Source organism: Opitutus sp. ER46, assembly GCF_003054705.1.
GTDB lineage: Bacteria > Verrucomicrobiota > Verrucomicrobiia > Opitutales > Opitutaceae > ER46.
In genome coordinates, this window is record NZ_QAYX01000023.1 from 82,135 (window position 1) to 96,444 (window position 14,310).

At 61.7% G+C, this 14,310-nt stretch carries 9 protein-coding genes and 1 pseudogene; 5 read left to right on the plus strand and 5 right to left on the minus strand.

All coding sequences use genetic code 11. The features are described 5' to 3' along the window. The first annotated feature begins 29 nt into the window (after positions 1–29). From DB354_RS13265 to DB354_RS13280, 4 genes are all read left to right on the plus strand, one after another. Positions 30–3,170, plus strand: coding sequence for a TonB-dependent receptor plug domain-containing protein (locus DB354_RS13265; protein ID WP_107836120.1), 3,141 nt, complete (start codon positions 30–32; stop codon positions 3,168–3,170). A 119-nt stretch (positions 3,171–3,289) separates the two neighbouring features. Beyond that, complete coding sequence (locus DB354_RS13270) at positions 3,290–4,621, plus strand: MFS transporter (RefSeq protein WP_107836121.1); 1,332 nt, start codon at positions 3,290–3,292, stop codon at positions 4,619–4,621. Between the two features lie 51 nt (positions 4,622–4,672). Then, a complete protein-coding gene (locus DB354_RS13275) occupies positions 4,673–6,103 on the plus strand; it encodes an alkaline phosphatase family protein (RefSeq protein ID WP_107836122.1) in 1,431 nt (476 codons plus the stop codon). A 545-nt stretch (positions 6,104–6,648) separates the two neighbouring features. After that, on the plus strand, positions 6,649–7,017 hold the full coding sequence (locus tag DB354_RS13280) for an RNHCP domain-containing protein (protein ID WP_107836123.1): 369 nt from the start codon (positions 6,649–6,651) through the stop codon (positions 7,015–7,017). A gap of 624 nt (positions 7,018–7,641) precedes the next feature. Here the strand turns inward: DB354_RS13280 and DB354_RS13285 are convergent. The 5 genes from DB354_RS13285 to DB354_RS22020 all read right to left on the minus strand — a co-directional run bounded on the left by DB354_RS13285 (position 7,642) and on the right by DB354_RS22020 (position 12,877). Beyond that, on the minus strand, positions 7,642–8,661 hold the full coding sequence (locus tag DB354_RS13285; protein ID WP_107836124.1) for an NAD(P)-dependent oxidoreductase: 1,020 nt from the start codon (positions 8,659–8,661) through the stop codon (positions 7,642–7,644). Continuing rightward, complete coding sequence (locus tag DB354_RS13290; RefSeq protein WP_146180243.1) at positions 8,639–9,673, minus strand: nucleotidyl transferase AbiEii/AbiGii toxin family protein; 1,035 nt, start codon at positions 9,671–9,673, stop codon at positions 8,639–8,641. Before DB354_RS13290 ends, DB354_RS13285 begins: the two co-directional genes overlap by 23 nt. Continuing rightward, positions 9,670–10,299 (minus strand): DUF6088 family protein, encoded by a 630-nt coding sequence (locus DB354_RS13295; protein WP_107836126.1) that lies wholly within the window; start codon positions 10,297–10,299, stop codon positions 9,670–9,672. Before DB354_RS13295 ends, DB354_RS13290 begins: the two co-directional genes overlap by 4 nt. 687 nt (positions 10,300–10,986) lie before the next feature. Then, entirely contained in the window at positions 10,987–12,003 is a 1,017-nt protein-coding gene (locus DB354_RS13300; RefSeq protein WP_158277529.1) for a serine/threonine-protein kinase, read from the minus strand. 202 nt (positions 12,004–12,205) lie between these two features. Continuing rightward, positions 12,206–12,877 carry a hypothetical protein gene (locus tag DB354_RS22020; protein WP_146180244.1) on the minus strand — a complete coding sequence of 224 codons (672 nt, stop codon included), beginning with the start codon at positions 12,875–12,877 and terminating at the stop codon, positions 12,206–12,208. Positions 12,878–13,155: 278 nt separating this feature from the next. Between DB354_RS22020 and DB354_RS13305 the strand changes: the two are divergent. Then, positions 13,156–14,225 (plus strand): annotated as a pseudogene (locus DB354_RS13305) (IS3 family transposase); the annotation flags it as partial. Positions 14,226–14,310 lie beyond the last annotated feature (85 nt).

The window sequence follows — 14,310 nt, forward strand, 5'->3', positions numbered from 1 at the left end:
GATTTATGTCGCTCGTCCGTTATGGGGGCATGGCTACCCCCTTCCAGTGGTTGTTTCGGCGAAAAGCGGTCGGCCGCAGCGCGGTCGGCCGGCGATGCATCTGGGTGACGCTCTGCCTGTGTGCGGCGGGCGCCCTGTATGCGGCCGAGCCGGCCAAACGCGTTTTTGACCTGCCGGCGGAGAGTGCCGACAAGTCGCTCAAACGATTTTCGCAGCAGTCGGGCATGGACGTGCTCATCCCGACGCAGGTCGCGCAGACGGTGCAGACGAATGCCGTGCGCGGCGAGATGACGCCGAAGGAAGCGTTGGAAAGCATGCTCGCGCGCACGGGTTTCGTCGTGATCCAGGATCCGAAGACCCAGGCGTTTTCCATCCGCCGCGAGGAGGCCAAGGGCGGCAAGGCCACGCCTGCAGTGCGTCCCGAGCGTAACTCGGATGCGACCTCCGGCGCGGATGAGACGGTGCAAATGTCCCCTTTTGAGGTGAACGCCGAGGCTGACCGCGGTTACGCCGCGTCCTCGGCCCTCACCGGCACCCGGACCAACGAGAAGCTCGCGAACCTGCCGAACACGATCTCGGTGTTCACATCGGACCTGATGAGCGATCTCGCCATCAATGATTTTTTCGGGGCGGTGGAGTACGGGATCGGCACCTTGAATGTCTATAATGACACCGGCGTGCTCGGCGCCCCGGTGGGCGCCTCCGCCAGCAACCAGGTGAACTTTCGCGGCATCCCGTCCCTGCGCCAGCTGCGTGATGGCTTCGTGTGGTTCGTGCCGCAGGACAGCTTCAACATGGAGCGCATCGAGTTTGTGCGCGGGCCCAACGGCACGGCCTACGGTGACGTCGATCCGTCGGGCACGCTCAACATGTCGACGAAGCGGCCCCGGGCGAAGCGCAGCGCGCTGTTCGAGACGCGCTACGACAATTTTGGCTCCCGCCGGTACCGGACCGACATCAACGTGCCGGCCGGCCAGCGCCTGGCGGTGCGCTTCAACGCCGTGAACTCCGACACCGAGCAGGCCCGCCAGCGGGCCAACGCCATTATGCGGGCCTACGCCGGCGCGCTGCGGTGGCGGCCGTTCGCGAGCGGCCGCACCCAGGTCGATGTGAGCTACGAGGGCGGGAACTACCGCCGGAACACGGCGGCGCTGCGCCTCAACGATGGCGTCAGCGCCTATGTGCGTGGCACCGGCACGAACGCCCTGGATGCGGATCCCACCCGCTCCGGCACGCAGACCAACGGCGTCGGCATGCGCCGGATCGCGTCGGCGACCGGAAGCACGCACGTGTATTTCGACATGAACGGAACGCTGTACGACATGCGGTCGACCCCGACCACGGTGTACCGGGGCTCGGCGCTGCTCACGACTTCGGGCGTCGCGACCGGCAGCGATCCGCAAAACCCGCTGCGTTACCCGCTGCTGCCGGTGGCGGATGATATCTATCCCGAGAATGAGGATTGGGGCGGGCCCGACAACCGGACGGACATCAAGTACGGCGTCTATAACATCGAGTTCACCCATGCGGTGAACGAGCATCTGACGTTCCTCGTGGCCCACAACGGCCAGTACAACGACTCGAACACCCAGACGATGTTCTCGGGCGCGTCCGTCATGGGCATGAACTCACGCACGGTGTTCATCGATGTGAACCGCGTGCTGCCGGATCCGAGCGGCTCGGGCGCGACCATCCCCAATCCCCGTTTCGAGAAATACTTCGTCGCCCACGTGCCCGTGCTGACCCTCAGCGGCGCCAAGGCGACGGGCTGGCGCACGTCGGCCGTGTACGATTCGCCGCTGCCGTTTTGGAACTCGCGGCTGCGCACCGTCGCCGGCGCGACGTACCGGCGGGAGCGCAATTACGGGAATTCCTTTCGCTATGCGCTGACCAAGGAGGAAATGGCGCGCCGGGGCCTCACCGGGGCCGCGGCCACTTATTCCAACACCGCGGTGAACCCGATTCACTACCTCGAGGACGGCAACTCCGATGAAGCGCTGGCGTTCCGGCAGCAGCCCGGGGTCGCGAGCTACTACCGGCAGGGAACCAGCCAGACGCGCTACGACCAGACCCTCGGTTCCGCGAGCCTGACGTCGCTCGGCTCGTTCATCAACGAACGGGTGCATACCTCGGTCGGCGTGAGCCGGTACTACTTCCGGCAGAATCGGAATCTCGCTCCCGTAACCGACGCATTTGGCGAGTCGCAGATTGTCGATCTGGCGGGCAACTACCTGGACAACCCCGGCAACTACAACGTGCCCGTGGCGCCCTTCAAGCGGGGCTACACCACCAACCAGTCCTATGGCGCCGTCGTGCGGGTGCTGCCCTGGTTTTCGCTGAGCGGCGGGTACTTCGAATCCGCGCTGTTCACCGAGAGCACCACCACCGATCTGGCCGGCCGCCCGGTGCTCCCGCGGGAAGGCGAGGGGCACGAGTTCAGCGCCCGGTTCAACCTGCTCGATGACCGCATCACCGCGGCGGTGACGCGGTTCGAGAGCGTCTCCGAGAACAACACGCTCTCGTTGAGCGACGACGCGGTGACCGAGCTCAACGACTTGCTGCCCGACTCGACCAAGCTGGTCGGCAACGGCGACTATCGCGACCAGCAGAGCAAGGGGTGGGAGCTGGAGCTGCAGTGCAATCTCACGCGGCAGTGGACGCTCCGCGGTGCCTATTCGATGAGCAACGTGGTCTATGCCCGCTTCTACCCGCTCGTGCGGCCTTACCTCGATCTCGCGCGCACGCAGGCCGCCGCGCAGGGACTGAATCCCGACCAGGCGACGGCCATCACCACCGAGTTGCTCGCGGATACCGAAGGCTCGGTGAGCACGGTGCGCCGGGAGGCGGCCAATCTCGTGACGCGTTACGATTTCGGCGCAGGACGCCTGAGTGGACTCTCGCTCGGACTGGCCGCGCGCTACGAACTGGGCCACACGCTCGCGGCCGTGTCCGTGGGCGGAGTCGAGGTGCTGCCGGCCTCGCGCACGGCCAGCAACGTCACGTGGAGCCCGTTCGTCACGTATCGCCGCAAGGTCTTCGGCTACCGCGCGTCCCTGCAGGTGAACGTGAACAACGTCTTCGACCGCCGCACGAACCAGGGCAACAGCTACACCTGGGTGCGGTATAACGCCGGTCGCCAGATCATCACCACGGCGTCCGTGGCCTTCTAGTCGTCGCGACGCTCCGGGCGGACGGCCGGTGCCGTCGGCTCGCGCGCTGGCGCCCGCGACGGCGCCAATCCCGGTCCTGCCAACCCTGGCGGTGGCTTCGCGCCGCCGCGTTCTCTTTCGTGAATCGTCTTCGCCTCCTTTTCGCCGCGCTGGGCGCGCAACCCGCCGCCACGCCGTTGTCCGATCCCGCTGAGATCAAGCACCGCTACGCGTATTGGCGGCGCCGCGTGATGAGCGCCATGATCCTGGGGTACTCGTTGTTCTATTTCCTGCGGAGCAACCTGCCGATGGCGGCGAAGTCGATCTGCGACGAGTTTCATTTCACCAACAAGCAGTGGGGTCTCGTCGTCAGCGCGGCGACGATCGTGTACGCGCTCTCGAAATTTCTCAGCGGCATCGTCGGCGATCGGGCGAATCCCCGCTTCCTGCTCGGCCTCGGCCTGCTGGCGTCGGCCGTCGTGAGCTGCGTCTTCGGGATGGGGCACGGGCTCGCGTTCTTCGTCGGCGCCTGGGCGCTCAACAATCTTTTCCAGGGCATGGGCGCGCCACCCTGCGTGCGGCTGCTCACGTATTGGTATAGTCCGCGGGAGATCGGCCGGGCCTGGGGCGTCTGGAACGCGTCGCACCAGATCGGCGGCGCCCTGATCGCGCTGTGGGCCGGTTGGCTGGTGGCGCACTACGGCTGGCGGTCGGCGTTTTGGGCGCCGGCGGTCGTGGCGTTCGCGGGCGGCCTGTGGGTGCTCTACCGCCTGACGGATTCGCCGGAGGCGCTCGGGCTGCCGGCGGTCGAGGTGTTCCAGGGCGAGGCGAAGCCGGAGCCCAAGCCGCGGCTGCCCTTCCGCGATATCTTCCGGACGCACATCCTGACCAACAAGTGGGTCTGGATCGTGAGCGTCGCCAACTTCTTCGTGTACGTGGTGCGCATCGGCGTCCTGAGCTGGACGCCGAAGTATCTGGTCGAGGCGAAGGGGTTCACGCTCCAGGAGGCGAGCTACTCGGTCTTCTGTTTCGAACTGACGGGCATCTTCGGCGCGTACGGCGCGGGCTGGCTTTCGGACCGGGTCTGCCGCGGGCGGCGCGGCCCCGTGTCGGTGGTGTTCCTGGCGCTCCTGGCGGTCTTCCTGTTCGCGCTCTTCCTGGTGCCGAACCGCGGCGTGGTGACGATGACCCTGCTGTTCTGCGTGCTGGGCTTCCTCATCTACGGGCCGCAGATGCTCGTCGGCGTGGCGGCGGCGGATTTCGCCACCAAGGAAGCGGCGTCGAGCGCGGTGGGGCTCACCGGCCTGTTCGGCTACGTCGGCGCCTCGGTGTGCGGCGTCACCACGGGCCTGCTGGTGGACGGCTTCGGCTGGAATGCCGCCCTCTGGTTCTATCTGGCCTCGACCGTCATTGGCGCCGCGCTGCTGCTGACCACCTGGAGCCAGCGCTCCCCGTTGGTGAAATCGCCCTGAGTCCTCGCGTCGACCCGGCACGTGGGTGCGACCGCACGCTTTCCTTTGCCCATGAAATCATCTCTGCGCCTCCGGGATCGCGCCCGGCCACTCCATCTGAAAACGCCGTGGTCGCTCGTTGCGCTCGCGGCCCTGGCCCTCGCCGGACTCCGGCCGCTCGCTGCAGCGGAGTCAGGTGCGCCGGTGCCGCGGCCGCACGTGGTGCTGATCACGATCGATGGTTTCCCGGCGCGGATGCTCGATGACCCGAAGACCTTCGTTCCGCATCTGCGCGCGCTCGCGGCGGGCGGCGTTCGCGCCGAGGCGATGGTGGTGTCCAGCCCGGCGTCGACGTGGTCGAACCACACGACCCTGGTGACCGGAGTGTATCCCCGGCGGCACTCGGTGCTGCCCAATGCCGTCGTGGTCCGCGGGGGGCCGAGCGAGCCGGTGCGGATGGAGCGGGAAAAGACCGCCCGGGAGATGGTCGCCGTGCCCAGCCTCTTCGACCTGCTGCACCAGGATGGCCTCACCACCGCCGGCGTGAACTGGCCCTGCACCCGCAACTCGCCGTCGATCGACGACAACTTCCCCGACACGCCCGGCATGTTGAACGTGACCACCCCGCGGCTCGTCCAGGAGTTGGTCGCCCAACACGTCCTACGCAGCCCGCGGCAGTCGGATTTCGCGCATATGGAGGAGCCGGGGCACGACGTCGTGTGGACGGCGGCCGCGTGTCACCTCATTCGGACGCGCATGCCGGATTTCATGGCGGTGCACCTGCTCGCGACCGACGAACTGCACCACGCCTATGGGCCGGAGTCGCTCGCGAGCTATGTGGGCCTCGCGCTGGCGGATCGTTTCGTGGGCGACATCCTCGCGGCGATCCGCGTGGCGGGGCAGGAGGAGAACACGACGGTCTTGGTGGTCGGCGACCACGGCTTTGCGTCGGCGCAACGCGTGGTCCAGCCCAACGTGCTCTTGCGGGAGGCCGGATTGCTGAAAGTGAAGCGCGGCAAAGTGGTGGAGGCGCGCATCCAGGTGATTGCGCTAGGCGGCAGCGCCTTTGTCTATTGCACGGATCCGGCGACGCGCGAAGCGGACAAACGGAGGGCCGCGGAGCTCTTTGCGCAGTGTGAAGGCGTGGCCGAAGTGATCGGCGCCGAGCGGTTCGCGGAGTTCGGCCTGCCGGAGGCGGGGCAGGGTGGGTGCGGCGAACTCATCCTGCGGGCCAAGCCGGGGTACGCGATGGCAAGTTCGGCGACCGCGGAAGCGGTGGTCGGGCCGGCGACGAAGGAGACCAACGTCGGCTTTCACGGCCACCTCGCCGACACCCCGGAGATGAACGCGATCTTCATTGCACGCGGCCGGGGGATCAAAGCCGGGGCGAAGCTCGAGGTGATCCACAACGTCGACGTCGCCCCGACGATCATGCGCCTCCTCGGCCGCGACCTCTCCGCCCCCGATGGCCGAGTCCTCTGGGAGATCCTGGATCCCCGGTAGACTTTTTCAGCGCCTCGCGGCGCATATCGGCGAGTTTTCGCGGCGGGAACGCGAGACCAGGCGCCTGGCAATCCACCACGGCCTCCGTTCGAGTGCCTGATTGTGGCACGCAGCGTATCGCCTCGTCTCGGTGTTACGTTGTCACACCAAGAATACGGAAGTGAGAACACAACGTAACGCTGCCACTCGGCTCAAGGCCGCTGGCGATCACGCCAGCCGGCTGGAGGGGGCGTGCACACGACATGGTGACGGCTGGCTATTCCCGTGAGTGAGCTGCCTGACAGTAATCGTCTCCGTGATGGGGTACTGTGCTTCGCCATCAAGCGTCGGGCTTGACCCGCGGGGGCCCGAGGCTTCTCTGGCCAGCGTGTTGTCATTGTCGGACCGTGCCTGAACTTCCCAACGGGTGGATCCCGTTTCCCTGAGCCGCGCGGAGTAAATGCTCTGGCTGTTCTGGCGTGTGTTCATGGTCCGGTCCCGTTGGGAACAAAGCTGGCCGCGCATATCGCGGTTTTCCCGAAGTTCAGCCGGGCGTCTCTTTCAAAATGTCACATTTGGACCTGCGATCGTCCGACGATCGCGATCCGCCTCGTGGTCGTCCCGCCTATCTACGGTGCCACCACTGCGGCGGAGAGTTCTCGCTGGACGCGCCGGGCACGCGTCATCGTAACCATTGCCCGTGGTGCCTCTGGAGCGTGCATCTCGACAACACCCCCGGCGACCGTGCAGCCGACTGCAAGGGCGGCATGGAACCGATTGCGATCAGTGCACGCCCCGACGGCGAGTGGCTGATCGTGCATCGCTGCGGCACATGCAGGGCCGTGCACGTCAACCGCGTTGCCGGAGACGATAGCGAACGTGAGCTTCTCGCGCTTGCGGTGCGACCCTTGTGCCATGCGCCGTTCCCGATCTAGTTCAGTTTCGCCCCGTCCGGCGGCCTTCTCCTATGCCTGTGTTCCAGACGCTTCTCACCATGTGTACCACGGGGGCAGGGCACCATTGAAATCACCGAGGCCATTGCCCGCCCAAGTGATCACTCAGTCCCATCTGGAGGCGTTCGACCGAGTTTGGAAGCTCCCGGAAGAGGCTGGCGCTGTGATCGATTACCTTAAGCAGAGGGCAACCTCCCGGTTTGATCGCTTTGTTTCAAGACGGCAGGAACGTGTCCGGCTGAGAGCGAACCACGACGGCAACATCACTGGGCCTCTGGCTGACGCAGCACACCGGGAAATCGAAAGAGTAGGACCGACGATGTTTGGTGATCCGCATGGGGTCACGTCAAGAGGCTGATTGGAAGCCTAGTGGACGGCTAAGGCATGCTCAGCTTGCCGATTGCTTTCCCGGAAACCCATCGAAAGATTCGGACAGCACAAAAACCTTCCAACGTAGCTCTTGCGCCTAACCGGGCATTGTCCTCGGAAAGATAGCCTTCGACATCGCTTGCAAGTGGTCGATTGGGTTTCGGCCATCGACTAAGTCGATCCAAAGGGTCACGTCGTGACGGTTGACACGCGCACTCCGAAGTTGGCCGTTCGCGATTAGAGAATCCACCGGCCGGATGCGAGAGTTGGGTGCTTGAGGTGTTGAAGCAGTTCGGCCCGCATACGCCGGGTGTCGCCGTAATAGGAGCAGCGGCCGATCGTGATGAAGTCGCAAGTGAGCGGTGAGGCGGTGGCCAAAACCGTCGACTGCCACTCGCAAAGTCGGGCGGCGGCATAGATCAATCGGAGCGGTAGTCGCCACGGTTTCGCTGTGTTCCACGTCACCGTACACTTATCCAGGAATTCCTGGAGCGTCTGTTTTCCTTCATCTCCCAGGTGGTAGATCCCGGAGACGCCGACCTGTATCGCGGCGTTCGAGGTCGCCCTAACGAAGTCGTCTTTTGAGATCAGGTGAATCCACGTAGGCTCTGTCCAGACCGCGAGCCAACGCGCCGTGTCGATCATCAAAACCCCACGCCCATAGACCATTCCCGCACGGAGCGAGACCGCCTCGAATCCGTGCCGCTGGCCCGCTTCGAACAACATCCGCTCTTCTTCCAGACGCGTCCTCGCATGCACCGACTCTGGCTTGCCGTCTAGGCGACCAGTGGCGGGTCGGTCTGGCGTGGTCTCGCCTTCCACGTGTGGAAAGCTGATCAGGAGGACCCGGCGGACACGCTGCTGGACCGCCGCCTCGATCAGATTCCGGAAATACTGCGTGTTTGTGACCGGCAGGAACCGTTCGGGCCGCGCCTTGAACAGGACGCCAGCGAAGTGAACCACTGTATCTGCGCCGGCAAGTGCCTGCCCGAGCGATTCCGGTTGCGCCAAATCACACTTGAAGACTTTTGCCCGCTGATGCCGCCCGAGATCGTCGGCCACGTCCCGCCGATGGATCAACAGCCGCAACTCCGCGCCTGTGTTTGCGAGCATGTGCCGCGCGAGCAGGTCGCCCAGATTGCCAGCAGCACCTGTAATCGCGATGGTCGGCGCGCGAACTTCGCTTGGATCGTTTACGGTCACTTGGAGTCCATCTCGCTCACCATCATGACCCTCATGAATGCGCAGGCAGGCCATTGACGCGTTGTTCAAACTCGCGCATGGCCGCCAGGATCTCAGAAAACTCGGGCACCTGCCCGAAAAACATCGGCCCGCGCATAGCGGCGAAGTCGGATTCCCAAGCCGGCAGCTGTTCAGCCGGCGGAACAAGGCGGAATCTGCCAGGCTTGTGCGTGGAATAATCCACCCACGAAAGACGGAAGAACACTTCTCGGTGCTCGGCGACTCGCGCAAAGAGGTTCATATCCGCGAGCGCTCGCTCGCCAACACCTGCACGCAGCAGGCACCATAGGTCGTAATAATGACGCGCCATGCGCAGCTTGCGCGGCTTGTCGGGAGGGCGGAAGGTCTCCTCGTGAAGCAGGCAGGCCTTCTCCCAAAACGTGCGTTCGGCTGAGAGCACCCGGACCGGCACGGCTGGCTCGCGACCCAGGGTGGGAAACTGCTCGAGTACGTAGGGCGTTAGAACCTTGGGCTCCGCCGGCCAATCGTCGGAGCGTGCGCCGAGTTCGATCTTCACTCGCGGGGGGATGTAGCCCGCAGAGTTCGGCGGGAACACCGAGGGATAGTGGAAAAGGAGGCACTGGCCATCCGCCATGTCCGGATCGACTTCAAGTTTCCAACCGTCGGAACCGAGTGTTGTGTTGAGGCGCTTCTCCAGTGCTGGCTGAAGCGAGCCTTGCACCCATGTTCGCGCCGCAGTCATCAGGCTTTCGAGACGAGCGCGCCGCTGTTTTTTACTTGGCGCTTTGTCCGGAGAATTATCGCCACCGAAACCCAGCGGGGCTTTGTCGATGACGATGTCGATATCCTCCGAGAACCGCTGGATCACCCTCCATGCCTTCGAGAGCGAAGTGCCGCCCTTGAACGTGAGGTGTTCACCAATATCCGGCAGGGTGAACAGTTCGCGCAGAATCCAACAGACCCAAAAGTCCTTCTCGACGCTGAATGCCTGGAGGCCCATTGCCTCGTCTACCTGCTGAAACGCGAGACGACGGCGCTCGGCTGGAATTTCGAGAAATGTGTTCACTGGGCGTCGGAAGTTTCGCCGTCGAGCGCGGGGCGTAGCAAATCCGCCATCCAAGCCGGAGCGTACACCAGGTCCTTGCGCAGCGTGGCGCGGTCCTGATCGTTCATCTGTCGGCGAACCGTGGCGAGCACGTGGGCGTCCACCTGTTCTCGTCCGAGATACCGCAGAGCTTGGATGATGGTGCCGCTCTTGCGACCGGCAGTGGCCATGTTGCGGGGCGTCGTGTGCTGGAGGATGATTTCACGTTTGCCGAATCTAACCTTTCGGGCCGGGCCATCAGTCATGAACACGACACGCGACGGCACCTGCTCAGAAAGCCCAAGCAGGTTGGCTGCGTAGGCTCCCGACGGTTGCAGCCGAATGGCGTCGCGAACCACCAACGCACGAGCAACAGCATCGGCGGACGGAGTGATGGTTCCCAAAATTGGGTCGTTCTGAGGGTAGTCATAGAGGCCGCGTCCGAGCTGACGGATCGTGCTTTCCGCTTTCAACCGATGCAGCGCCAGAGCCACCGCAGCCCGACTCCCTAAGTCGAGGAAATGCTTGGGCGTGAATACCCAACCCCTCCTATGGCCAAAGATTCGGCTACGAACCGACGCATCAACAGATTGTAGCACTTCACTCATCGGAATTATGAAACAATAAATGGCCTTTTTTCGTTTCAAGCCAAGCCAATCATGCGGAGTTGGTTAGTTGTACCGCCGCCCAACCCGCAGAGTAGAGCATGCTCAGTTTAACGGAATCCGCCCTGTTCGCCTTGGTTCGCAAACGGCGGTTCTCGCGACCGTCTGTCCCAGACGTCCTGTAACCCCTATAAAGCAAAAACGCCTCCCGAGCAGTGGGAGGCGTTCTAAATTGGGTGCAGGGGTTGGATTTGAACGCGCCCCTGCGATATCGCAAGCTGTTGATTCATCGGATCCCAAAGACGACACCCCCACTCATAACTCACAACTGAACTCACAACTCGGTGGCGTCGATTGTCACATGCTGACCAAAGTTGTCGCTGCTTGGGCAACCCTCTCGCCATCAACTCGGGAGGCAATCAGTCGTCTACTACCTCCGCCTCTCAGGAGACCCGAGAGGGACGGGACATTTCGCTATCCGGCTATTGTGCTTTCGGGCGGCAAGCAGGTTGTGCCAACAACGTTCGTTGACTGGTTCCCGAATGACGCTGCCGCCGAGGTCGGTTTTCGGAAGTTTCTGACCACGCGAGGATACAAAGTACTGGCAGTGCGTGTTGCCGAGCTAACCGAGGTAGAAATCGAGTGAACTCCATTCAAGCGGTCTCAGGAGTCGCTTGGCTGACTTTGGTGTTATTGCATGTCCCCGATGGCCAAAACACCGTTCGTGTGGATCGCAGCCTCGAAGGCATCAACCAATTCCTCCACACTTTCATAACGCTCATTGGGGGCGCGCTGCGTCGCCCGTCGAATCAACGGCTGCAACGGTTTAGGTACGGACGTATCGTTGTAATAAGGAGGCCACCCAGGGCACATCAACTCCCATACCAGAACGCCTAACGCGTGAATATCTGCACGGTGATCAATCACTGCACCCTCTCGTTGCTGTTCAGGAGCCGCGTAAGGGAATGTTCCACCGACTCTGGTCGTGAGCTTCTCTTGGCACGGGATAAACTTCCCCAAACTGAAATCAGCTATGACCCAGCGTCCATCCGGTAGCAGCAGGATGTTGCTTGGGTTAATGTCCCGGTGAATCACTGCGGGGTCGCTCCTGTGGAGCGCACTGACTGCGTCAAAGACGCTGCGCAATATGGATATTGCCTCCCTCGTTTCTAGCAGCGGTCGCTCTGCTTGTGAAGGACCGGGTCTTGCAGATAGCTGAATGTGATCCGCAAGAGACATCCGGGCCAACTCCATGACAAACCCGGGGAACTCCTGCATCGTGTCCAAATTATCCTCAAAAATCGAGATGATGCCGGGGTGTTTCTGTGATTTCAGGAGGAGTATCTCGCGCCTGAATCTAGCTATTTGTCTCTCGGATGGGTGCTTGTCGGTAAGAATTATCTTAAGCGCGTAAGCTTTGCCGTCATGCGTATCTACGCAGGAGAATACTTTCCCACATGTTCCTGCTCCGATGGGATCAAGCAACTCATACCTACCAAAGGCCTTGGGAATTTTGACCGGCTCGGGGTCGAACAACGTCGGCTCAGATCGCCGTTTATACTGATCCATCAAAAGTTCCCCAGTAGCATCCAGCGCCGCCGGAGAATTGAACAGCTTCTTGAAGACCTTCTCACACATTGGTCCACCATGCCTCAAACCGACCCTGCTCATATCAGGATCCAGAGCTGCGAAGTTCTCCAGTCTCATAAGTATCGAGCTGGTATTCCGACCAATCATCCGCGAAAGTTCATTTACATATTTCGTGGTCTCACTTCTAGGAATATGCCGATTTTTTGAATAATAGTATAAAACAAGCATGCACTCCTGTTCGGACCACGTCCGACCGTACACACCAGAAACGTCCGTCGGTTGATTAGCATTCATTCGGTTACGACGTTATATTTCCAATTCAAACCGCTTCGAAGTCTTTGTAATATAGAGGAAAATCTTGGATTTCTCGATCATGGCTCAACCCAAACTCGATGCCTCGATTGGTCAGAAACACGAGCCCATTTCGGCCAAGCGTGACGAGGTCTTTCGCCACAAGCAGTCCGAGGCCAGAGACAAAGCTAGAATAGTCTAGAGAATTTACCGGAACAGTAAATCCCCATCTAGTATTCGAAGATAGGCCGCAGCTCTCCTTTTGATAGTGCCATAGAGATTTGAATAGTCTTTTCTGGTCTTCAGACAGGGACGCAAACCCTGGCCGCAGAATCGATCCCGCCCCATTTCTATTTTCAGTTTTCGTCGAATTGCGATCTTCAGTCTGTCGATTCTGAGAGCAATCATTGGTCTCCACCGGGTTTCTTTTAGCAACGGACTCGACCTCATCAGCGGCTAGAAAGCCTGTGCGAAGCTTCATCTCGACCCCATCTTTACCTGCCTTTAAATATTCGATAATCCCCGAAATCTGCGGGAGCAAGGCGATTATGAAGACAACTATAACCGGCCAATCGAACGATACTTTATGGAATAGATGTGCTATACCGAGTATAAATAGAATTATAAAGCCAGCATATTTTCGAATCGCATCCCCCATGCGCTCGATTTCCTTTTCGTACGGATCGGGCGACAATTTCATTTTGAGGAGCGATTATCGGCTACGGCATCAGACGCGTGTAAGCCGAGTTGAAGATGGCCAAGAAATTGATGCCATTAGTTCACTGAATTGACAATTGAGATTGTACGCAGAATCGGAGTTTCGACTGGATTAATGTCATGCAGTTGCGGGACTAATAGTCCCTGCGCCCAAGCCCTGCCGCAGGGGGCGGGCTGGCCCTTAACAGTATGACTGACCTGCCCCCCTGAAACTGGAGTGGCGTGAGCGAGAAAGCCGGGTGAAAATGAACCTCACCCGACATGAAGAAGCACCACACCGAGGAGCAGATCCTCGGGATCTTGAAGGAAGCCGAGATGGGCAAACCGTTGCCCGATCTTTTGCGTCAGCACGCGATCTCCAGCGGCACGTTCTATCGGTGGAAGAGCCGCTACGGCGGCCTGGAGCCGAGTCAGCTGCACCGCTTGAAGCAACTGGAGCGGGAAAACACGGAGCTGAAGAAGATCGTGGCCGATCTGACCTTGGACGTGCGGATGCTCAAGGACGTGAACTCAAAAAACTGGTAGAGCCCGCCACTCGTCGCGCTGCCGTGGATTACCTGCAGGAAAGTTATCCGGTAAGCGGCGCCAGAGCGTGCGGGCTGCTGCGTTTGGCCGTGAGCAGCTACTACTACCAGTCACACGGCCGGCATGATGAAGAGCCAGTGCGAACCGCGCTGCGGCGCCATGCGGCGGTGCGCCGACGCTGGGGCTATCGACGGTTGCTGGTGTTGCTGCGCCGGGAAGGCATCGCTGACAATCACAAGCGGGTGTATCGCCTCTACCGCGCAGAAGGGCTGCAAGTGCGGCAGCGCCGCCGGCGCAAGCAGCGGCTGGCCCGTGGCGTCGAAGCGGTCGCCGTGCCACAACGGCCGAACGAACGCTGGAGCCTGGACTTCGTCCACGACCGGCTGGCCAGCGGCCGCTCATTGCGCCTGCTCACCGTGCATGACGATTACACCCGCGAGTGCCTGTGGATCGAGGTCGACACGTCGTTGTCCGGGCCGCGGGTGACACGCGTGCTTGATTACCTGACCGAGCTGCGCGGCCGGCCCAGCAGCTTGCTCACCGACAACGGACCGGAGTTTGCCGGCCTGGCGCTCGAGCGCTGGGCACATGACCGGCAAGTGCACCATCGCTTCATCACGCCGGGAAAGCCGTCCCAGAACGGCTACATCGAAAGCTTCAACGGCAAGCTGCGCGACGAATGCCTCAACGAAACCGAGTTCCTTTCCGTCAGTCATGCCCGCGATCTGCTCGAAGCGTTTCGCGAAGACTATAACCACCAGCGCCCACACAGCTCGCTCGCGGATCTGACGCCAGCGGAGTTTGCGGCGAAAATCGCGCGAGCCCCCATGGGGGCTCCTGTGGACCTGATCAACCCTCCGCTTGCAGTCGAAACCTTAGTCAGTAAACCAA